General features: G+C 31.1%; 19 protein-coding genes. 7 read left to right on the top strand and 12 right to left on the bottom strand.

The genetic code is table 11. The annotated features are described in order from the left end of the window. Positions 1–25: 25 nt before the first annotated feature. From H6622_13575 to H6622_13560, 4 genes are all read right to left on the bottom strand, one after another. Positions 26–976 carry a hypothetical protein gene (locus tag H6622_13575; GenBank protein ID MCB9062547.1) on the bottom strand — a complete coding sequence of 317 codons (951 nt, stop codon included), beginning with the start codon at positions 974–976 and terminating at the stop codon, positions 26–28. A 36-nt stretch (positions 977–1,012) separates the two neighbouring features. Then, the gene (locus H6622_13570) at positions 1,013–1,315 is read right to left on the bottom strand and encodes a DUF2288 family protein (GenBank protein MCB9062546.1); all 303 of its coding nucleotides are present in this window, start codon (positions 1,313–1,315) and stop codon (positions 1,013–1,015) included. Positions 1,316–1,412: 97 nt separating this feature from the next. Beyond that, on the bottom strand, positions 1,413–2,885 hold the full coding sequence (locus tag H6622_13565; GenBank protein MCB9062545.1) for a hybrid sensor histidine kinase/response regulator: 1,473 nt from the start codon (positions 2,883–2,885) through the stop codon (positions 1,413–1,415). A 71-nt stretch (positions 2,886–2,956) separates the two neighbouring features. Then, positions 2,957–3,772, bottom strand: a complete 816-nt coding sequence (locus H6622_13560) for a sterol desaturase family protein (GenBank protein MCB9062544.1) — start codon at positions 3,770–3,772, stop codon at positions 2,957–2,959. A gap of 297 nt (positions 3,773–4,069) precedes the next feature. Here H6622_13560 and H6622_13555 point away from each other — a divergent pair, with 297 nt between their 5' ends. From H6622_13555 to H6622_13530, 6 genes are all read left to right on the top strand, one after another. After that, the gene (locus H6622_13555; GenBank protein ID MCB9062543.1) at positions 4,070–5,512 is read left to right on the top strand and encodes a class I SAM-dependent methyltransferase; all 1,443 of its coding nucleotides are present in this window, start codon (positions 4,070–4,072) and stop codon (positions 5,510–5,512) included. Beyond that, positions 5,509–6,957 (top strand): adenylate/guanylate cyclase domain-containing protein, encoded by a 1,449-nt coding sequence (locus H6622_13550; GenBank protein MCB9062542.1) that lies wholly within the window; start codon positions 5,509–5,511, stop codon positions 6,955–6,957. Before H6622_13555 ends, H6622_13550 begins: the two co-directional genes overlap by 4 nt. Positions 6,958–7,035: 78 nt before the next feature. Next, positions 7,036–8,523: a response regulator gene (locus tag H6622_13545; protein MCB9062541.1), complete on the top strand. Its 1,488-nt coding sequence runs from the start codon at positions 7,036–7,038 to the stop codon at positions 8,521–8,523. Positions 8,524–8,574: 51 nt separating this feature from the next. Beyond that, positions 8,575–9,582, top strand: a complete 1,008-nt coding sequence (locus H6622_13540) for a hypothetical protein (GenBank protein ID MCB9062540.1) — start codon at positions 8,575–8,577, stop codon at positions 9,580–9,582. Continuing rightward, complete coding sequence (locus tag H6622_13535) at positions 9,579–9,992, top strand: hypothetical protein (GenBank protein ID MCB9062539.1); 414 nt, start codon at positions 9,579–9,581, stop codon at positions 9,990–9,992. The genes H6622_13540 and H6622_13535 overlap by 4 nt, the downstream gene beginning before the upstream one ends. A 147-nt stretch (positions 9,993–10,139) precedes the next feature. Further along, positions 10,140–11,243 carry a HAMP domain-containing histidine kinase gene (locus H6622_13530; protein MCB9062538.1) on the top strand — a complete coding sequence of 368 codons (1,104 nt, stop codon included), beginning with the start codon at positions 10,140–10,142 and terminating at the stop codon, positions 11,241–11,243. Positions 11,244–11,256: 13 nt separating this feature from the next. Here the strand turns inward: H6622_13530 and H6622_13525 are convergent, their stop codons facing one another. Together H6622_13525 and H6622_13520 are read right to left on the bottom strand one after the other, a co-directional pair. Next, a complete protein-coding gene (locus H6622_13525) occupies positions 11,257–13,050 on the bottom strand; it encodes a hypothetical protein (GenBank protein ID MCB9062537.1) in 1,794 nt (597 codons plus the stop codon). 282 nt (positions 13,051–13,332) lie between these two features. After that, a complete protein-coding gene (locus tag H6622_13520) occupies positions 13,333–14,091 on the bottom strand; it encodes a hypothetical protein (GenBank protein ID MCB9062536.1) in 759 nt (252 codons plus the stop codon). 374 nt (positions 14,092–14,465) lie between these two features. On the opposite strand from H6622_13520, the gene H6622_13515 reads away from it, so the two are divergent. Further along, positions 14,466–14,801, top strand: coding sequence for a DUF805 domain-containing protein (locus H6622_13515; GenBank protein MCB9062535.1), 336 nt, complete (start codon positions 14,466–14,468; stop codon positions 14,799–14,801). A 441-nt stretch (positions 14,802–15,242) separates the two neighbouring features. Here H6622_13515 and H6622_13510 read toward each other — a convergent pair whose 3' ends face one another. The 6 genes from H6622_13510 to H6622_13485 form a co-directional block, all read right to left on the bottom strand. Then, a complete protein-coding gene (locus tag H6622_13510) occupies positions 15,243–15,962 on the bottom strand; it encodes a hypothetical protein (GenBank protein ID MCB9062534.1) in 720 nt (239 codons plus the stop codon). Positions 15,963–16,123: 161 nt separating this feature from the next. Beyond that, positions 16,124–16,225, bottom strand: coding sequence for a hypothetical protein (locus tag H6622_13505; GenBank protein ID MCB9062533.1), 102 nt, complete (start codon positions 16,223–16,225; stop codon positions 16,124–16,126). 251 nt (positions 16,226–16,476) lie between these two features. Continuing rightward, positions 16,477–16,914: a hypothetical protein gene (locus H6622_13500; GenBank protein ID MCB9062532.1), complete on the bottom strand. Its 438-nt coding sequence runs from the start codon at positions 16,912–16,914 to the stop codon at positions 16,477–16,479. Positions 16,915–16,926: 12 nt separating this feature from the next. After that, positions 16,927–17,526 (bottom strand): nucleotide-binding protein, encoded by a 600-nt coding sequence (locus H6622_13495; protein ID MCB9062531.1) that lies wholly within the window; start codon positions 17,524–17,526, stop codon positions 16,927–16,929. Between the two features lie 308 nt (positions 17,527–17,834). Further along, on the bottom strand, positions 17,835–20,108 hold the full coding sequence (locus tag H6622_13490) for a hypothetical protein (protein ID MCB9062530.1): 2,274 nt from the start codon (positions 20,106–20,108) through the stop codon (positions 17,835–17,837). Next, positions 20,108–22,246 (bottom strand): N-6 DNA methylase, encoded by a 2,139-nt coding sequence (locus H6622_13485; GenBank protein MCB9062529.1) that lies wholly within the window; start codon positions 22,244–22,246, stop codon positions 20,108–20,110. Before H6622_13485 ends, H6622_13490 begins: the two co-directional genes overlap by 1 nt. Positions 22,247–22,265: the final 19 nt, after the last annotated feature.

Genomic DNA, 22,265 nt, shown 5'->3' with positions numbered 1-22,265 from the left:
ATTAATTAAATTTGTAAAGTAATTTTTAAATGAAATAATGCGCAGATAAGTAGAAAAGATTACTTGTCCATTCTGATCCAGATTGCTCAGAGCGAATAAGAGTTGTTCCAAATCGAAAATTGAGCTCTTCTCTTGAACCATATTGTAAAGATAAATCAGAATAAAACCCATCTCCTGTAGGGCCATCATTTTCTTTGAAGTAATTAAAATTAAAGGCCCCACTGAAATAAAATTTATTAAATAGATGTTGAGACATTTCAATACGAGGGCCCAAACTTTTAAAATTCTCCGGAGTCCAATACCCCGAGATCTCTTTTGAATTTGAGAGATATGTAAACCCGAGACCTCCCCAAAACCATTCAAAAATTGATGGAAATAGTTGATATTTCATCTCGTAATCAAAGTGCATGAGTTTGTTATTGTTGCTATGATATTCTTGCTTAAAAACTATGGATGATTTAAGTTGCTCGAACCAATAAAAAGAGTAATTGAGTTGTATACTTTTGAAATTTGTTGATTCCTGTAGCGGTGAAATATTTAAAACCGACTGAGCAAGTTTACCGGCCTCATAAGTTAATTTCAAATATGCATTGTTTTGAAAAAGCTTCTCAAAACTGAGGTATGGAGAAACCAAAGAGTGTTCTGTATTGCCAAAGTTTAAAGTAGAGTGTTTCAATCCCAAAGTGGCCCGATGATCTAAAAAGGAAAAAGAATAAAGGAGATCCATAATCGTTAATGAAGATTCTTTACTAAATCCCTCAAATTTATCATTCAAAAAATTAAATTCAAAATTATGACCGTCAACAACACCTTCTGGATATGGGTAAGAAAGCTCATCCCTCTTCCACTGAGTATTGAGAATATTTTTTTGAGACCTAAAATGATCTGAAGTAAGTTCATTAAGATATTTATAATTTAAAAGTGTATGGCCTAGGACTGTTCTTGATAACAAAAGTAGTATGACTAAATATTTCATCCGTTTAGTATATCTGATTTTCAATTTAAGGAAAAACTAATTTTGAGTAAATTCTTGAATCAATACAAATGGTTGTACGATGATAAAATGACAAAAACATGAATCCTTTGGCAAAGTAGACCAAATCGATGCTTGTTCACTGGAAACAGGAATGAATAAATTATTTTTTTGCCAGTTTTTTACCTTTTCAATATCATCTTGCGCAACGGCCTGTCCCACTTCACACAAATCTAGTTCTTTTTCAACAAATAAAAGTAAGCCTTTTGCAAAATATGGAGCTAATAAATCCCAGGAAGCTTTGTCCACATCCTTTTCCAATTTTTCTATAAGAGTATTCATTTCAGTTCCTTAAGGTTTTTGTACTCTTTATCTCTATTATTATAATGATGCAAACTATTTGATAGAAATTGTAATTTCTAAGAGCTTTTTTGAAATGTTAAGCTTTTTTTAGTTTTAAGATAACTTCTGTCCAGTGATCTTCGGGAAATTGTTCAATATCTTGTGAAAATATTTCGATACTTCCCCCGTATGATTTTATATAAGATTTTACGAGTGGAAGTCCGTAACCTATTCCTTGTTCACCTGATGTTCCAACTCTACTTGTAGTTTCTGTGGAATCAAATAATGTGGGCCGCAACTCTTCGGGAATGCCAATTCCACTATCTCTAATTTTAAATATAACATCTTCATCATCATTTTCAACAGAAAATAAGATCTTTCCATTTTCTTGAGTAAACTTGAAAGCATTCGACAATATATTTAAAAACACTTGATTTATAGTACTTTGAGGCTCACAGATAAATTCTAAATCATGGTTTTGTACATTTGTTTCAAAAATTATCTTTTTAGAGGCCATTAAACCTTCTGCTAAAAGTTTTATATCCATTAGTAGTTCACTTATTTTATAAGGGACTAAGAGAATTTCTTTTCGGCTATCTTCAACTGACAAACGCTCCCTTGTTGAAGACAGTATATCTTGGATTCTATTAATTGATTTACCTATCCGAAATAAAATATCGTGAACCTTTTCATTTTCAATATCTTTAATGACCTTATTTAAAATGTCATATAATCCTTTTATAGCAGTGATAGGATTGAGTATATCATGGCACAAAACTCTTAAGAATCTCGCTCTTTCAGTATTTAACTGGTCTTTAAGTTCTTCAGCAACCAACCTATCAGTGATCACTTCCCACGACACCATAGGACCAATATAATTATTATATTGGTCAAATAAAGGAAAGATATTCAACTCCAAAGTTTCTGTACCAAGAACAATTTGCGAACTGTAAGGAAGGTTCTGTGCTGATGATATTATCATTTGAGGAATTTCAGAACTGTGAAAAATATCTATGTTTTTACCAATCATTTCATCAACTTTTACAGGCAGTAAAAGTTCTAAAGATCTAAGGGTCTTTTTTGATTTTTCATTTAGATAAATAAGTTTGCCGTTTAAGTCTGCAAGCATAATATTTGCTGGTGACAAATTCACCATTTGTATCATTTTTTGTACATCTTTTGTCTTGTTAAAGGAACTAATCATATTTCTTATTCTTAGAATTGTTAGTTTAGGATTAAAACAACTATCTAATATACAGTCATTCACTCCATTATCAAAATAATCTTCAATATCCACTTCATCTGTTGAAGATAAATACATCATAATTGGAGTATCACCTACTATGGCCTCGAAGCGAATATGTTTTACTAATTCTATCCCTTTCATTTTTTCCATTTGTGGTGTTGTAATAACTAATTGGGGGGGGGTCTTTATGACTTCTCTTACACCCTCAAGGGGATTTGAAAATATTTTATAATCAAAATCAGCAACAATTGTCTTCAATTTTTCAAGATATTCTTTATTATCAATGATGAAGTATATCATTTTACTATCGTTTTCAGTATCCATACCTTATTTTAGATTATTTTGAAATATTTTGACCCAGGAAATATAATCACACTCATCGCTTTTATACGTAATTACAATTGTTTGGCCAAGATATATTCAGATAAAAAAATTGAAAGAAAAAATAATAGTGAACATATTATCACTATTGAACTTTGAAGGATTTCAATATTTAAAAAAAGAAAAACAATAATGACATGAGAAAAAATAAAAAAAATGATACTTAGAATAAAAGCAATTTTTCCCTCCTCTATCTCATAAATCTTTTCACGAATGCTAATGCCCCAAGGATACAAATTAGCAAGTATTGAAAAGTTAAGAGGATAACTCTCAGTAACACCATAGATTACTTTATCAACTTCGGCCTTAAATGTACCAAAGAGTCTATCCCAAATTATAAAAACTGCACCAAAGTTCTTGTCAATGTACTCTTTGTTCACTCCGTGATGAACACGATGATGAGAAGGACTATTAAAAATAAAATTTAAAGGATAAGGCCAGTCTCTAATTAATTCTGTATGGGTAAAGAATTGATAACATTGAATAATAATCTCTAAACTAAGGATCATTAAAGGCGGAACACCTAAATTTGCTAGGGGAAGATAAAATAATGTTTTAAAAATATATGGAAATGCAGGAATTCTCATTGCCACAGAAAGATTCATTTCTTTAGGTTGATGATGAACAGCATGAATTGGCCAGATGAATTTAATTTTATGAGATGCTCTATGATAACAATAATAGGCCAAATCAGCGCAAAAAAAACCTATAACCCAATCAAATGGTTGCGTAATAGATAAAAAATGAGGAATCGAAAAATGTTGGTATAAATAGAGATAGGGAGTAAAAATAGATAATCTAAATAAACCTTTTAGTAAGTAATATATCATACCACAATTTAAATTACTTAAAAATATCGATTTACTATAATTTATGGATTGATTTTTTACCTGTGTAATGATCTCAATCAATATAAAAAAATAAAAAATGAAGATTGAATATATAAAATAATCATATTGCATATACTCATTGTAATGTTTAATAAAATACATGCCAAATCCAAAGAGTTAAAACCCAAAAAAGATCCAACTAACTAATTTTATTGCACGCAAGTATCTATATTAAAACTGCTAAAGATTCAGACCATTTATGTCGATTATTATCTACAACTAACAAACGGAGAGAAAATGTCTAAAGAGCAAGAAAAAATGCAACAAGAAGATTTTTTAATTGAATTAGAGCAAAGGAAAAAAATTGTTAGACAAGATAGATTTGAATGTTCTGATAAAAACTATCAAATTGAAATCAATGGGAAAATATTCAAAGTTATCGACTTTTCGTATTTTAGTATTTCTTTTTTATCTCCCGAAGATTGCGAAATTGGAAAAGAATTGAGTGATATTAGATTTTCTGATGGAGAAAATGAAATTAATCCTTTTCATGGCCATGTAATGAGAACTCAACTCATAGACAGTCATAATTACAAAGTTGCAATTGGTTTTGATCATAATATGTTTCCAGTAGAGGCCATTTTGGCCCAAGAAAAAATGATTTCACTCCTTGGTAAACATCGTAAATATCTTGAAAAAATTTTAATGATGCCTCCTGAATTTAGGGCTGCTGTTTTTGAAGTAAAAAGCACTCTCCAACATTTAAAAGAAATGGTAATAAGACTAGAAGAAGAGCAATTTTTTTATTCTCAAGAACAACAAAATACTTTTCAAAAAGCTACTTCCAATAAATTAATGACATATTTAGATGAATATTTTACGCCTTTATTAGAAAGTTTAGTTTACTTCACGGAAAATTTGGATGATAAAACTCTCAATGCAAGCTACGATTTTTTTAGACAAGAACTAAAAGATATTCTTTATCTCTCCCCTTTTGCCCACAGAAGTTATTATAAGCCTCTAGGATATGCTGGTGATTTTGAAATGATGAATATACTTTATCGAAATGAAGCAGTTGGGCCAAATTTATTTGGAAAAGCACTAAATCAGTATTTTGTTAACCATTCTAATGCCAAAGCAGTCAGAAATCGATCTCAGTATTTAAAAAAATTTCTTACTTCAGCTATAGAGAAAAGAAAAAATCAAAACAGAATTACAATATTGTGTGTTGCCTCTGGTCCAGCACGAGAGATAAGATTATTGCTTGAAAGCCTACCTAAAGAATTGAGCAAGAAACTTGAAGTTAATTTACTAGATCAAGATCTCATATCATTGAAATATGCACAAAGAGAAAACAATAATTTTCTAAAGGAAACAAATCATCAAACGAAATTCTTTTATCATAACTTAACAATTAAAAATATTATCATCGATGGATTATCAGACTCATATGATATCATTTATTCTGCAGGTCTTTTTGATTATTTCACTGATGCTGTTGCTAAAAAAGCTGCCTCTCAGATGTATAAGGCCTTAAATCCAAATGGTACTTTAAATATTGGGAATTTTTGCATTAGAGGTTCTTCAGCTATTCAAATGATTTATGTTTTAGACTGGAATCTTATCTATAGAAATGAAAAGCAACTGATCGAATTATATAATGGAATATGTTCTGAAGTATCAGTAGAGGAAGAAGAAGAAGGAGTTAATCTCTTTGCTGTCTTTCCAAAAGGAAAATGAACAATATATTTGATGTCGATCTCGAAGAAATCAGAGATAATGAACGATTAATCGAGATAAAAAAATTTATGAAAGTGAATTGTGGATACTTATCTGCTCCACTTTTCCTTTTGTTTTGGGTAGCTGATCTTCTCTATGCCCCCCACTATAAATTCGAATTTTTATCCCTAAGAATTCTGATTGTTTTTTCGAATATTCTAATCATAAAAAATATAGACAAAATAAATAACTCAATTACAGCTCAACGAGTAAGTCTGGCCCATACAGCACTGAATGCAAATGTAATTACTACGATGATTCTCATGACGGAAGGTCTGGAATCACCTTACTATGCAGGGATTAACTTAGTCTATATTGGAGCGATGACGTTCGTCCCATGGACTAAGAAGTTTCTTATGGGTTGTATTATTGTTGTATGGGTACCGTATATTTTGGGGGGGTTAACACTATTTGGTTCTTTTAACTGGCGAACAATCATTTTGAACCAATTCTTCATATCTGCAACTATCGTCATTATCCATGTTGTTAGACATTTTACTGAAAAACTCAGAGAGCAAGATGTTAGAAGCAAACATGAACTTGCCTTAGAAATTAGAGATAGAGATCAAATTATTGATAAACAAACAAAACAGGCCGTAAAACTACAAGAAATGTCTCGTCAGTTCAGTCCGCAAATTATTCATGCAATTCAAAAAGGTAAAATAAGCCTTGAATCAAATCTTCATGAAAGAGATATTTGTGCAATTTTCATTGATATCGTTAATTCAACTGAAAAAGTCGTAAATATTGATAAAAATGATTTAAATAAAGTTATCAAAATGTTTATAGATGATACAATGGGCGTTTTATTAAAATATGACATCACTATTGATAAGTTCTTAGGAGATGGAATTCTTGCTTTTTCAAATGATCCTTTGGAACAGGAAAACTATATCTTAAGAGTTATAAATGCTACATGTGAAATTTTCAAAAGACTTGAACAAAATAACAGTTTTTACCAAGAACATTGGGGTGATGATTTAAAAATAAAAGTTGGAATTGCGCAGGGAAAAGCCTCTGTAGGTTTCTATGGAGATGAGAAAACTATAAAAAGTTATACCGCTATTGGTAAAGTAGTGAATTTAGCATCTAGGCTCTGTTCAGCTGCCGGAGAAAATGAAGTATTAATTTCTGAAGATGTAAAAAATAGTGTTAGTGATATGAATTATAGTATTTTTAAAAAAGGTGATATTAGATTAAAAGGATTTAAAAAAACAGTCGCTGCCTATTCCTTAGACCCAGATTCAGTGGAACATTATGGAGGAAGTCTTATATTTTGCCCTGAAGGACATGGAATTCTCCATCTCCAAGTTGAAGGTGGTATTTACAAATTCAAATGTAGAGTTTGTAACTATGTATTAGCAGGTGAAGACGAACTGGATATGTTCTTTAAAAAGGGAGCATAGAGTATAATCTTGAATTCAAATCTCTTCGTTTAATTCCAAATAGCTATAGAAATAAATGGAGAAGACGATAAGTTACTAATGGAAATAAAAGACCTAAATATTTTAATCATCGATGATGTTTGTGAGATACTTCAAGAGTTTGAAGACATACTTAATAATTTTGGAGTTAGTCAGATTTCTAAGGCCAAAACTGCGGCCGAAGCAAAAAAAGTAGCACCTGACTTAAATAATCTGGATATCGTTTTCTGCGACTGGCACTTGCCTGATTCGACTGGTCTAGATTTGCTCACCTACTTTAAAAAAAATTACCCAAAAGTATATTTTCTCATCTTTACATCAGAGACAGACAAAAAAATTATCACTCAAGCTTTTGAAAATGGCTCAGATGGGCTATTTTTTAAACCTTTAAAAAAAGAGAATATCACACAAAATATTCTAAAATATTTGAAAAGTATCAACTCAGTTCAAGCAATTGGAAATAATACTGATCAAATAATCAATGAACTTTATGAAAAAGAACTCTATTTTTTACAAGAAATTTTTAAATCTACAAGTGATTTTGTCATTGTTCTAGATTTTAATTTTATGATTATTAAAGTAAATAGATCATTTTGCAACGCAGTGGGTTTAAGTGAAGGTGAACTCATAGGAAAATCTATTAAAAATTTTGTTCCAATCAAATCACCTTTGCTTGAGTGCCTTAGAAAAGGTCAAATGAAAACAGAACAAAGAATCGAATTTATTGCGATAGATGGAGAAGTTCATCAAACACTTCTTACAATGAATCCAATTGAAAAAGAATCTCTTGGAATAAGCGGATTACTACTCTTGGCAAAAAGTATTAAGCATGAACTTGAACTTCAAAATGAACTTGCAATTGCATTAAAAGATGAATGTATTGCCGGTCTAGCGTCTGGTATGTCACATGAGAATAATAATTCACTCATGATACTTTTAGGAAAGTTGTTGAAACTGGAGCGTAGCTTGCACAACAAAGGTTTATTAGAGGTTAAAGATCAGGAACTTATCGATAATATTCGAGAAAACTCACATCGTATACATCATATTACACAGGCCTTGAAGGAATATACCCAAGAAAATACAAATAAATTCGAGTTTTCAGAAAAATTAAAGCTTGAAGAGATCATCACTCACATTCTCTCTCTTGTTGATATAAGACTTAAAAATTCACATATCTATTTACAACTAAATAACTATGATTCTCACTTTTATTTGAATACGAATAAAAATCTTTTGAATAAAGTCATCTTACAAATTATTGAAAATAGTATTCATGCCGTGGCCAATTTAAATCATAAATCAGTAGAACTATTTTTTGAGTATGATGATTATTTAAGTATTACTTTTATCGATTCAGGCAATGGAGTTCCTTTTGAACTTAAAGATAAAGTTTTTGATCCTTTTTTTACTACAGGTATATTTGGTAAAGACAAAGGACTAGGGATGAGTGTTTCAAGAGGAATAATGAAAAAAATTGGGGGAGATCTAGTGCTTCAAGAAATTTCGTCTCAACTTAGAGTTAAATTAATAATACCTTATAAATAAAGGAATATTTTTCCCTTCGAGAACGATGAGAGGCCCATCTATAATAATAAAGTGAAATTTGCATATATTTTACTCATAATTTTCTTCTTATCTCCATGTGATTCACTTATTGCACAATCTTCTTATTTTAAAAACACATATAGTAATCCGCTTTATGACTTTTTTTCAGTTAAGAAAGATAAAAAAGATGTTAAAAAAAACAGTAGTAATAATGAAAATCTAAGTACAAAAGAAACAACATCAATCATTTCAAGTGGTCAAATAGCTGAAATAGTTGATGGTTATGTCAATCCCAAATATCATTGTGAATACTTAACCAATAAAGAACGAGATATTATGCTTACTGCAAAAGAAGAATATGAAAAAGGCCTTCCGAAAGAAAGCGTATATAAAGTGAGTGAAAATGATTTTTCAGTTAAAAATTTATCTTCTGACCCACCTGCAAATTGTGGTTATAAATCAGGAAATTCTGAGAAGGGACAAGGGTTCAAACGAAATGAAACAAATAAAGTATGTCAGGCCATGAATGATGTTATTACCGGAGTTCAAACTAAATGCCACCTTTCAAATTGCACAACAGCGAGTTTCTTGGCCATCATTAAAATCTTAAAACAACGTTCAGATTTTGAAAAAAAATATTTACATCTTTTAGAATGTAAAAAACCATTTCCTCGATTTTATCTAGATTATGGACAAGCAAATCTTATCAAATTTACGGCCGACTATGAATTAGGGAAAACTGCTAGGATAGAAATTCCCTATAAAGATTCTCCAAAAAGCATTTCAGATACAATCAAAAATCAATTTGCAAAAGGAATACCACAATCCACTGACGCTTTAAAATTAGATCGAAATGAAACTGTATTTTATGCTGGACATGCAGCTATTTTTTCACATTTTAAAACTGATGATGGGAAAATCTATAATGGAAATCAAAAAGGTATTATTACAGAGGTCTGTTATTGGTCAAGTAATTATAATACAAACGGATCAGGTGCTCGCTGCGAAAAGCTAACCCGCATTGGATCGATGCAATTTGCAAGGATAAATGGCCAATGAAATATATATTATGTATTTTTGTTTTATTTCAAATTAGTCTCTATGCCTGTAATGAAAATTACCCTAAAGCCAAATACAAATCCCTTTGTTCGCTGAACTGGAATAAAAATAATGAAAAGAAAATTACAGAAGTATTCATTTTAAAAAAAAGTTGTGCCAAAACAGAAGGTAGTGTTTTAGAAGACTGTCTTTTCGCTCAAACTTGTGGAAGCTATCACAAAAGTATGCCCATTTTTATGAATGAAAACTCGCTATCTTATTATTGTAACTGGAAAGATCCAGAAACGAGATTCATACTAGGAGGGGGCATTAAAGACAGTATTAAAGTCTCATTTTTCTGCAAAAACAACAAAGTAGAGGGAATTGAAATGAGTGCTCCAAAAGTGGGCACAAAAAAGTGTAAAATATAGAAATCTTCATATGTTGTTGTTTTTTTTGACCATTTATTTTGCTCATGTAAGCTAGTTGTTTAAATAACTTATAACCTATCCCTTCAGATAAATTAACTTAAAGCTATTTCTCTATGTTTCTACTTTTTGTTAAGGCAAAATAAATTTATGAAAGAGAAGGTCTACATTGTTGATGATACCCAGATTTTTCTGAAACTATTTGCTCACATGCTTAACGAGTATGACGTTACGACATTTTTGAACCCAATAGAAGCTTACGAGGCCATCACAACCTCTCCGCCTGATCTTGTTTTAACTGATCTTGAAATGCCAGAAATTTCAGGGATTGAACTCTTGAAAAAGATACGAGCTAACGAAAAAATATGTAACCTTCCAGTAATTATATGTACCTCTCATGATGCAGAAGAAGCACTGCAAGAAGCATTCAAAGAGGGTGTCAATGAATTTCTAAGTAAAGATTCTGTCTCTGGCCTAGTATTAAATATTAGAGTCCAGACAATTTTAGAATCGGCAAAGAAAACAAAACAAATTGAAGAAATGAATCAAGAAAAAGCTACTTTTCTAAGAGTTCTTTGTCACGATATTGTCAATCCACTATCTGTTGCGAGAGGGTTTCACAAAATATTAGCTGAAAAGGTTGAGAATCCTGATAAAAGAACCCAATATGCGATTTCTAATTTAGAAAAATCTCTTGATAAAATTAAGGAAATTCTCACCTATACTCGAGAACGCTTTTCAATTGAAGACAATAAGAAAAAAATAGAATTAGGACATATAAAATCTTCTGATCTGATTAATGAAATTGAATTTCTAACAAAATCTCTCATAGATGAAAAAAATATAAATTATGAAGTCATCTGCAATGATTTAAACTTAGAAATGGTATGTGAAGTGGGAAGTATCACAAACCAGGTTTTTGCAAATTTATTTACAAACGCGGTCAAATTTACCCCTGAAAATGGTAAAATTACTTTTAAAATATACGAGCAGGACAATCAAGTTGTGCTTGAATTAAAAGATTATGGAATAGGTATTCCTCAAGAACTTATAGACCAGTTATTTAATCCTAGCTCTACCACTAGCCGCAGAGGAACAAATGGAGAAAAAGGCACTGGCTACGGTCTCCCCCTAGTTAAAACCTTTATAGAAACCTATGGTGGAAGTATAGAAGTAAGTTCACATGATATTGAACAATACCCTATCGACCATTGGAGTGAGTTTCGAGTTATTCTAAAGAAATTTACACTTTAACTAGAGAGACGAACTATTCTTCTTCTTCGCTATTATCTTTTTTAGAAGAAGAAGTCTTCTCATGCTGTACTTTTTCATTCAGTTTTTTAAATTCTTCTTTCTCGGATTTCTTTTTTGCTTCCAATTCTTCAAAGAATACCGAATTGATAAAATGTCTTAGCTCTTTTATTTCAATTTCTCCCATTCCATGTATAAAGGATAAATAAATATTTTCTTTATTCGATGATTGTAACTTGTTTTGATGATCTGGAACTATTGTCAAATGAACATTGATTGGTTCAGTTAACTGTAAGACGGTACCAATAGGCAAGGGAACCTCACTTTTTAGAACAACTTCAGACTCTGAAATCTCTAGCATTTGAATTTTATTTTTATAAACAGCAAAACTAGATTCATCCATCTTAGAAAAATAGTACATTTTGTTTTTTTTAAGCTTATCTTCCTGCACATGCTTCGCTTCAAACATTTTTGCAAATTTGTGAATCTGGTGATCCAAACTAATTCCATCAGTCGTACTCATAATTTTATCATAGGAATAGGCCTCTTTCAAATTAGTCGAACTTAGATTTGTTTGATAGACAACAATAATCGGTTTGTAATCTTGTACTTGAGAAATCTGTTTGATAAGAATATTGAGGGCCGCCTCATTTACATAAGTCTTAATTTTAGTATCTTCTTCTTTATTTTCTTCTTTTTTTTCTGTTTCTACTTTGTCTTTTTTGTCTGTAAACTCTAATGCAATAATATGTGGAAACGTTTCTTCAATGTAATTTCTATTTGGATCAAGTTCTGCATGAAAACGTATAGAAAAAAAATAAAGTCCAGGACGTTTTCTCGTATGATTCAAAAAGTGCAAAGTAGGACTAATTGCTAGAACTCTAGTTCTTTTTACGAAAGATGTATCAATTGAACTTTCAATCCATTTAGTAATATAATTTTTTTGGTCAATGATATCATCTTTAGACTCACGTTCCATAGTAGAAGATAATTTTTTCATTTTATTTTCTAAAACTACAACACGTTCAGATTTGTTGTTGTATTCTTCTTTGTGCTTTGTTCTATCTAATCCGGAAAGGTAATTTACAAGATGATCTCTTTCTCCCACAAGTTTATCCATTTCTTTAGTGGTACTATTGGGTCTCAATTTGTATACAGTTTCAAAATCTCCGGCCCTCGCATGAGAATAATATAGATTTTTTGTGTCCCAAGTTACAAGCTTAAAATATTTTGCTGAAATTTTTGGATCTATATTTGATGAAAACTCATATGTCTTACCTTCCTCAAAAGGATAGTCAAACTCAGCATGAATTCCCTCTACAGACATATTTCCAAATCTTACAGTAAACTCTGCACTAGCTTCCCTATCCAATTTCCCACTGGCCAACTGAACTGGTGCAGAAAAAGGTTTACCAGTTAAATATAGTCCATGAAATATCACGTTAGAAATTTCATCAGATTTGATATGATTTATGAGAATTCCTGTTGACATTATTCTTTTAAGCGTGAATGGCTCAATAAGGTAGTCCATAAGTCCAATCGTCGGAATAAAATCTAGTGGAGTTGACGATCTTAAGTATTTAGCTAATCCAATCATTGCGCTTGTGTGTCTTGAAAAATCTAAGTATAGAACCAGGATATCTTGAATCTGTCTAATCTGAATGAAAAAATTTGTGATATCTTGCTCATGTTCAGACCAAATATTTTTAAACTCAAAGTTCTCTTTAGGATAATATTTTTTGAACCGTTGTTGTAAGTTAGACCAATAGGCCTGATCATTTCCTACATAAATAATTTTTCCTACACTCATTGAAATTCTCCATCCAGAGTTGCTCTCAATTGACTTTGATAGCAAACTAAAGTTAACAAAGACAACGAGCACCCATACTAATTATATTCTAAAACATCCTTCTGTGATACAAGGACAATTAACAACCTGAAATTATTTGAGATTTCTTCCAATTACCCGTGCTCATCACTCTGTTATTTATCGTCGATATTAATTGAAGATTATTTTTTGACTTTATAAAACATTTCGCAATATTAACAAGTTCACGAATACCTAGAGAAAGTTTAGGCTTTAAAATGTTTTTTACTTTCTGGGTCTTTGTAAAAGTATATGCTGAAACACCTCTTCTCCCAATTTTGTACCTACATTATCGCTTACTAGCTGAAAAACATCTTTTAATTCAATACTGATTTTTACCTTTTTGAGATTTGTAATGGCATCATTTTTATATTTTCGTCTAATACTTGGATTTGTAATTTTTGAATTATACTCAATTTGTATTTCTTCCAAATGTTTTGCATTCTCTGGTCTTAATAGTGAACTCAATTGAATAAGTTCAGTAACAGTTTTCTCAATTTCTTCTGAATTGGTAACAATTTCAAATTTTTTATCTATATATTTAAAAAATTGTTCAAATAAAAACTTAGATTGTGAACACATTTTTTCAATGTACATCTCATCTAAAACTGCGTAAAAAAACTCTTCAATCGAGGAAAAGCCAATTTTATCATGTATCTTCTGTGCTTTCTCTAAAGGATATTTTCCTCTATAGATATGAAGAATTTCATCTTCCTTACTTAAATCATGAAAGTTAGAATTTAGAAACATATCTGATTTTTCGAATTGAAATAGTCTAATTTTCCCGGTAGATGCTTTTCTCACAATTAAAAAATCATGACTTAGGATGTCTTCAACTTCATCCATAAAGCTGTAAAAATTTCCTAGTCTTTTAATACACTCTAGGGCAACATCGAAATCACGTAATTTGGTTATTTGATATTCATTTTTTTTCAAAAAATCTTCCACGTGTTTTTTTGTAATTCTTAATTTTGGTTTATTCATCTTCATGCTTTTTACTAGGTAAGTATCTCATATTTAGTTATTTTCTTAAAATCGATTAAAATAATTTTTCTTTTATTAAACTTCATTTTTGAAATTCTATCATTCCAATGTTTTTTTTTTACAATTCACCTATTATTTTTTTATGCATGATAATACCCTTATGTTTTAGAAATTTTAATACTGTGAAAATATTAAATAACAAATGAATGAATATCTATCTTTCGTTGGGAAATACTTACTATTTAACGGCCGAGCAACAAGAAAGGAATTCTGATTATTTCAACTCGTTAACATATCAGTAATAAACTCTTTATATGGAATATCTGTCATATATCAGTCTATATTTTCTTTAATCAATTTTTATAGGATACATATTGGCCGTTTATATTCCTGCGCTTGCTGTAAGTTTTAGACGATTTCACGATATTGGCCAGTCAGGGGCGTATATATTTTCGGGTGTCTTTCCAATAATTGGATCATTCATTGTATTATTTTTCCTCGTTCAACCAACTCAAAATTCTGATAACCAATATGGGCCTGTAGGAAACTATACACCATCTCCAATTCGTTTCTCATGGAAACGATTATATCCACATATTATTGTAATTAATTACTTTAAAAATATTTCCATGTTTTTCAACATTACTGACAGTTGTACAGGAGTAGATTACTTTCTTTTTTTGCTCACACACCTTTTGTTTTCAATCTAATTCAGCGTTTTTACTTTATCTTTTCTGCATACATGAATTATTCAAATTCTGTAGTGTAATATAGTCTCTATATCTTTTTTCTTATGTATTTTATTACAAAATTTTTCGATTACAACCTGAAGTATTAATGATATTGGCATGAACCAATTTTATTCTACACTAATTCTCTCCACGCTAACTCTTTTTTTATTGCCCCAATAGTTATTAATTTTCGTAGTGGATTAATTGCAAGTATAAGTTTTGCGTTTCATTATATTCTTACTTTCTTAAGATCTGATTTCTTTTGTACCAAAGGAACAATATTTGAATAGATCTCTATATCTAACTTTCCGCAACAAGGTAATAAAACTCTGCCATATATTTAGATTCGATTAATTCCAAAAGAATTGATTGTTGGTACATTTGAATTATTCACTAGTTTGTGAGGAATGAGATTTAAATTTAATATTCAATTGTTTTTAATTCGAGGTTAATTATTTTTCCATGCTTCAATTCAAGATAATTGGATGTTCCTGGAGTGGCAAAATCACTATCATTGTACCTAATGGCAAAGTTTGCAAATATGTATTTATAATCAGGTGAAACTGAGACTAAACTTTGTTCAAGTACAATCGAAAAATCTTTTAATTCCAATTCAAACATATCTAAATGAGCCTTATTATCAATGAATTCGACAGATTTTTTGTTTTTCAATTTGATCTTAATATTTTTAGAAAAAAGAGAAGATTCAGTTGGTACATATTCAAAGATAAGTTTATCTTTCGATGATCCAGCTACGATATTTAAATTTCTCTTTTTTGCAAACATACCAGAAAAAATGCTCTCTTTGATTTTTATACTATCAAAATTTTTATTAATATTTTCAACTAATTTTTTTCTAGCTTCTTTATAATTCTCTTCTTTAATCCATTCTGGAGTAGAGCCATCACCTGGACTCATTGTATTTGTAAAGTGGTAAACATTGAGAATTTTCTGATCAAAATCTATTATCATGTAATCCGTTAAGGAACCTCCTTCAGGACCATGTTCAATTAATTTCAAAAGTAATTGTTTATTGGTTTTTGACCATGCTACTACATCGTAATTACTTTGAACCATCATAGGAAAGACCTTTGAAGAAGATATAATTAATAAAATAAAAATGTGTAAAAATATTTTCATAGAAAAATTATAAGTAAATAAATATTATAAAAAAATAAAAAAATAAAAAAATATAATATTCATGAAGTGAGTTGTTTAGAAAGATAATTATACTTTGCCCCATTTCCCTCATTACTTTCAAGATTTAAACGAAGAATAAATTTGAGAATTTGTATATGTCTTTAAATGTTGAAATATTTTCCTACATTTTTCTCCCCTTGCGACTCATAATAATCTTTGATCGTATTGCAAGCTAACTCAAAATTGTACTCAAATGATTGAATTAATCCTTGTTCTTCAAATTTTTTGAGAGTTTTTTTCTAAAAATTCATTAAGTTGATTAAGTACTTTATCCATCTAGTATCAAAATCGGTCATCTTGTATCTGCTTTTAAATGGTGCCCACTAGTGGTCGATTATCGAACCAGTGTAATGGAAATGATCGAACAAGGTATTGATTTTACATTGTGATCTCATTGGGGTTATTAAAATACTGGAGGATTTATCGAACTACGTAGATATTTACTTAAAAGTATCTATGAGGTGAATTGCTTAATTAGAGCTTTCTTTCGATATCCTATAATCATAAAATCAACCATAATATTTTTAAAGTTGCTATTCCCACCAACAATAGTACCAGGCATATTGACAGGAACCCATCTCCAATAATCTGCATTTGTAGTCTGCTCATCGCCTCGTTGGCCAGGTATCTCTTGTAAACACGATGAAACCACTGGAAACCTAACAAAGGTATAATCTTCCAGACGTTCTACCCAATACCACCATGTAGTTTTACTTTCATCAAATTGGATTCTTAATGGTATTTTTGAACTTCCTTCAACAAGAGTTCCATCCCATCTGTAGACTGCCGAAATAACATCACTACCAGCTAAACTTTTAACATACTCTAGAAACTGAAATCCTGATTGTAAGATTGTAACAATTCCTGATGTTGTTGAGATAGGATCACTCATATTGCCCCTCTATTACATTAACTTATTGAGATCTATGTCTATACCGACAGCTTTTATTTCTTTCGCCAAGGCAAATTTCCAAGAGTCTGAGCCATCATAAGGAACATAAAGAACTCCACTCATATCAGAGGGAATTTCAACTCCAGCCTTATACAATGCACACACTCTACTTCTTCCCAATTTTCCAAGGAAATAACCTAGCTCTAAAATAACATTCTGCCGTGCTCGATCTGATATTTTTTCTGGTGAACTCTTTGCATATCCTTGATCATCGGGAGTTAGAAGAATAATCGCAAACCCAACTTCAGAATGATCTTCAAATTTTTCAATGATAGTTCTTCCTTCATTTGCTTTCTCATGAAGAATAATTGGCTCCAAATTAATTTTTTCTAAAACTCTTGCTACAGTTTCTTTAACCTCATTATCATGACCATGCACAATAAAGATTTGTCTATTATTAGGATCAATTCCTCGAGATGATGTAGGCACCTCATCATTTTTGATATTCGAAGGTATTAATTCTAATCTCTCCTTGATAGCCTTTAATCTATTCACTTTGTCTGCAATACTTTCTTTCTCTTTGTCTAACCAATACCTCCAAGATTGATTCATTAAAAATGAACCCCCAAAAGATCTACTGTACTCTTCAGCCACTGATTCATTAGAAAAAATACGTACTAAAAGTTCATGATTATACTTTGACCATCGTTTTATATCAGCAACTAGCTCATCATATTCTTTCTCAGAGCTTATTTGCCGATTATAATGATCATTTCCACTATTAATTCGGTCTTGTATTTTCTGTTCTGCTTCTTTGTGACTAATTACAAGCACAGGTGGTTCTAATCTTACTTGGCTCGGATTACTTTTTCTTTTTGCCATTTACAGTCCTTATATTTAAAGGGCAATAATTTTCATAATTACCATCTATTTTTATATTTTTCAGGATGTCTCAACTTATCCTCACTTTCCTTTAACGCTTTAACTGTGATTTTCTTATCATCTGTTTGGGCCAAGGCTTCAAGATTAGGAATCCTTGAATAAACCTCCTCAAGATCATCAAAGAATACTGACAGCCAATTATTGTGAATGTGATGCTCAATCTTTGTTTCATAACCAGATGAAGAAAAAGACTTTGACACAAGCGTAGAGAGGAAGAATAACAAGTTTTCATCTGTGGCTATATATTTATTAAACCAGTCCTTCATATCTTGTTCACTTACAAGAAGCTTCCAACAGTGAAGGATTCTAGGGAAATGTCGATTGGTGACAAGCTGTTGCTCATCTTTCAGAACTCGCTCTATTATTTGTGCAGCTATCTCTTTTAACTCATCAAAGTCACTTTCAGAAAAAACGTAGTTATCAGGATACTGATCCTCTTTTCTCGTAATTATCTCTGAATAGATAGCATCTAATGGTAAGAATATACCTTTTGTCTTTTTGAGAGCTTCTTTATATAGATCTTTCTTATTGTCTCCAAAGTCTTGTTTTTTAAAGTACCAGTGAATAATTCTCTGAACATGTACAACTGGGGATGTATGAAAAAAACCTTCGTGTTCATCGGATAAAATATCACCAATCCTAAACATACAAGATACAAAATCTACAGCATGTTCTTTATCAACTACTTGCTTATAGTTTTCAAATTTATCTATGAATGTTTCAAGAAGTCCTCTTGAATTTAGATCTATCAGGTATTTATATAAAGCTTCCTCGTCGTTTGTAATTGAAAGAACGTAGTCAAATTCAGATTTAGATAAATCGCCTTCAGGAAGGTTTAATAAGAAATAGCGATCAAAAATGTCTGGATGGCAAACCCTAAGAGTTTGAAAATCCTCCTCATGAATATTTCTAGAATAATTAGAGTAGGCCCATTTTACATTCGGAAACAACTCTGAAAATATCGTTTGGATTATTTCTTTGTCACCAATTTCATTTTTATCAATTACATTATTAATTATCTCTTTATATCGAGTACGTTCATGCTCATACCCACTAGATGAATCTTTTGTAAAAGCATCTTTATTGGAATGAATTGCTGTATAAATATTTGGTTCAAATTGTCTTAAGACTTCAAGTCCAACAAGATCGATGAAATTAATCTCATAAGTTTTATCTGTTTTTAAGATTCCAAAATGAAAAGTAAATGTAGATATAAAACGATTAACGTCTCTAAGGTTATTGAAATATTGTCCAAGTCCTCCATTAAAGATTGAAGACCAACGTCCTTTTTCAAAATTTTTATCTAATTGTGACATAGACAGAAGTTCGTCTAGCTTTTTAAATAAAATTGAATGAACTTTCGATCTAGATAAATGAGGTAGGTTAAATCCAACTTGAATGATCTTTTTTAAATAGTCTTTGCCTGCATAGATAGAGTCTTCATTTAAACTGTTTTCTACAATATCCCTTTGGAAAAAAGTTAAATAGACTATATTAGGGAAATCAGCATTTGCTTTAATTAACTTAAATAATATTCTTGTTTCTTCTTTGGAAAGCCTATCAATATCGTCTAGGACAATTACAACAGTACGATCCAGTTTTGATAACTCTATCTTTATTTCATTCTTACGAGAATCAAGAGTGGAGCCATTTGTTTTCTTAAGGTTTATTAGCTTGAGTAGCCAATTTACACCAAATGAAATCACATCTATCAATTGAGAGAGTACTAGTACCACTATTGAACACACAATTATTATTTTTTTGGCTTGCTCTTCAAAAAAGTATCCTGATAGTAACCCTCCAGAACCAAGAGATAGCAGTAGCTTTTGTAGCCAATCTTTAATCTTAGTTATTAAATCATCGCTTAAAGCTAGATATTTTGAATATAGCTCTAATTTTTGCCCAATTTTTCGTTCTTGTCTGTCATCACTTTCTTTAAGGCTACTGCTTAATTCCTCAAAAAATGCTTTAGTTATTTTCTCCGAATTTCCCCACTGCCAAGGATTGAATTCAAGTATTGAAACAGACCGATTATTTTCTTTCTCACTTAATCGCTCTTTAATCATATTCTTTACAGAAGATTTACCATCACCCCAAGCACCGTATATGGCCAAAACAAGACTATCTTTTTCTTCCCAGTTTGAAATAGACTTTGCCAATTCTGCTGAAAATTTAGCTCTATCTAATAAATCTTCTGAGCATTGGGAGATTGGTCTATCAGAAGAAAAAATATGAGGCTTTGTAACTTGCATTATTTTTTTCTCGACTTCTTCTTACCTGTTTCTTTTTTATTTAGTTTACTTCCAATAATCTCGTTTAATTTTTGCTCAACAGATGGTTCTCCCGAATTTAATGTGAAATCGCCATTATAAGCTTTCTTTAAATAAAGCTCCTTTATGGTGGCGATATCTGACAAAACCTCTTTTAAATATCCTTCCATTTGAACAAATGTTTCTATTTTTTCCTCCAATATTGAAGCAATATGATCTTGTTCGTTTGGTGGAGCCAGAGGAATTGGATGTGCCTTTAGAATCTCTTGGCTAATATTTGGCTGTGCGGCTCCTTTTCCTTTTTTAATTAACTCTTCTTTCTGGCTCATTAAGTAGTAAAAAAGATATTTGTTGTTACAAATTTCTTCATTTGTTTGAATACTTGCCACAGCTTGGTTTGTTGCAGCATCAAGATCAAGCAGACCTATTTTCCCAACAGTCGCTCCATACATTGCAATCGAGACACTGCCTTTTGCATGAATTTTTGCGGAGCTATTTTTCAATCCTTCTTCAGTTATAAATTCATCAGCTTGTGTTATAAGTCCATTATTTAGATCACCACTTTTAAGCCAAGGAATACTTCCACCATAATATTGAGTTTTACTACGTAGAGGTGTACCTCCACTTCCCCAATTTCCTATATATTGCATAATAGTTTGCACCCAATTGTTTTTATCTCTATCACTCTCAGATGAATTAATTTCATCCACTATTTCTTCAAAATTATTAAGAATAGACTCAAGCTTAGATGTATTTTGTTCTAGTAAAGTAGGAAGATCTTCTTCATTTAACTGATTTCCATTTGATGAATTTAGCCAATTAATGTCTAAGTTAAATTTATTTGCACGCACTTCTTCAATGCTAAAGCATTTAAATCTTCCACTTTCTCCTAAATCTACTCTTGGGCTGTTTCCACAAGGATCGTCGCCAAAACATTTTTCAAACTCATAGAAGTCTTCAGCTTTTATAGGGTTTGTTTTTCCAAATGACTTCATGTTTGACCTTAAGTCATAAATCCATGTATGTGATGTATTGTTTACCTCTGTTACTCCTTTAGTAAAAAAGAGAACATTTGTTTTTACTCCTTGTGAATAAAAAATCCCTGTTGGTAATCTCAATACAGTATGTAGATTGCACTTATTCATTAAGTCCTCAAATACTTGAGCACCATGCTTGTCGATAATATCTGGTAAAACTACAGCAGCTCTTCCACCAGGTTTTAGATTTCTATAAATGTGCTGTAAAAAACAAAGTTGTTTGTTATTGGTTTTAATCGTTAAGTCATCTCTAGTAATACTTCCACCTCCTTTTGATGCCCCAAAAGGAGGGTTCGTTAGAATAAGATCGGCTTTTTTTAATTCAGCTCCAGCAGATGATAAAGTACTTTCGTATTTAAGGTCACCTTCTATGTTATGTAGGAGCATGTTCATCATTGCCAGACGATGAGTATCATGAACTACTTCCATACCATAAAATGCGTCTTTGACTTGAAAATTATACTGAGCTTCTTTTAAGGAAAAGATGTCATTGTGACTTTTAATATAGGTATCTGCTGCTATTAAAAAACCCGCAGTTCCTGCCGCAGGATCCTGAATTAGTTCTCCTAATTTAGGCTTCATGAGCTTAACCATGCTGTCAATTAACGGTCTTGGAGTAAAGTATTGGCCAGCACCACTTTTGGTCTCATTGGCGTTTTTCTCTAGAAGGCCTTCATAAAGATCCCCAAAATGATCTTTATCTACTGAATACCAATCAAGATTATTAAATGTTTCAAAAATAGTGTGTAAGTGCTTTGGCTTCTTAATTGATGTTTGAGCATTAGAGTAAATCATCATGATCTTTTCATCAATTTTAATAGTATTGCCTTTTTCATCTTTTCCACTACCAAGAGAGAGAAGCATCTGACGATATTCATCGTAAAGAACAGTTCCATCAAGCTTTGAAATATGCTCCCATCTAAATCTTTCAGGGAGTCTCTTATCTTGGCCTTTTTCTGCTAACATCTTAAGGAAAAGAATGTAAGTTAATTCTGTCACGTAGTTTTGGTAACTAACACCATCATCCCTAAGAACATCACAGAGCTTCCACAGTTTCGATACGATATCAATTGAATTTGTCATTTATCATTTCCTTATATTT

Source organism: Halobacteriovoraceae bacterium (genome assembly GCA_020635115.1).
GTDB lineage: Bacteria > Bdellovibrionota > Bacteriovoracia > Bacteriovoracales > Bacteriovoracaceae > JACKAK01.
Note: the sequence above shows the minus strand (reverse complement) of the source record. Positions and strands in the feature narration are given on the sequence as shown.

Bases quoted from the DNA above. Each gene is read 5' to 3' on its own strand.
- H6622_13575 (MCB9062547.1), bottom strand. From the start codon at position 976: ATGAAATATTTAGTCATACTACTTTTGTTATCAAGAACAGTCCTAGGC.
- H6622_13570 (MCB9062546.1), bottom strand. From the start codon at position 1,315: ATGAATACTCTTATAGAAAAATTGGAAAAGGATGTGGACAAAGCTTCC.
- H6622_13565 (MCB9062545.1), bottom strand. From the start codon at position 2,885: ATGGATACTGAAAACGATAGTAAAATGATATACTTCATCATTGATAAT.
- H6622_13560 (MCB9062544.1), bottom strand. From the start codon at position 3,772: ATGATATATTACTTACTAAAAGGTTTATTTAGATTATCTATTTTTACT.
- H6622_13555 (MCB9062543.1), top strand. From the start codon at position 4,070: ATGTCTAAAGAGCAAGAAAAAATGCAACAAGAAGATTTTTTAATTGAA.
- H6622_13550 (MCB9062542.1), top strand. From the start codon at position 5,509: ATGAACAATATATTTGATGTCGATCTCGAAGAAATCAGAGATAATGAA.
- H6622_13545 (MCB9062541.1), top strand. From the start codon at position 7,036: ATGGAAATAAAAGACCTAAATATTTTAATCATCGATGATGTTTGTGAG.
- H6622_13535 (MCB9062539.1), top strand. From the start codon at position 9,579: ATGAAATATATATTATGTATTTTTGTTTTATTTCAAATTAGTCTCTAT.
- H6622_13530 (MCB9062538.1), top strand. From the start codon at position 10,140: ATGAAAGAGAAGGTCTACATTGTTGATGATACCCAGATTTTTCTGAAA.
- H6622_13525 (MCB9062537.1), bottom strand. From the start codon at position 13,050: ATGAGTGTAGGAAAAATTATTTATGTAGGAAATGATCAGGCCTATTGG.
- H6622_13520 (MCB9062536.1), bottom strand. From the start codon at position 14,091: ATGAATAAACCAAAATTAAGAATTACAAAAAAACACGTGGAAGATTTT.
- H6622_13510 (MCB9062534.1), bottom strand. From the start codon at position 15,962: ATGAAAATATTTTTACACATTTTTATTTTATTAATTATATCTTCTTCA.
- H6622_13500 (MCB9062532.1), bottom strand. From the start codon at position 16,914: ATGAGTGATCCTATCTCAACAACATCAGGAATTGTTACAATCTTACAA.
- H6622_13495 (MCB9062531.1), bottom strand. From the start codon at position 17,526: ATGAATCAATCTTGGAGGTATTGGTTAGACAAAGAGAAAGAAAGTATT.
- H6622_13490 (MCB9062530.1), bottom strand. From the start codon at position 20,108: ATGCAAGTTACAAAGCCTCATATTTTTTCTTCTGATAGACCAATCTCC.
- H6622_13485 (MCB9062529.1), bottom strand. From the start codon at position 22,246: ATGACAAATTCAATTGATATCGTATCGAAACTGTGGAAGCTCTGTGAT.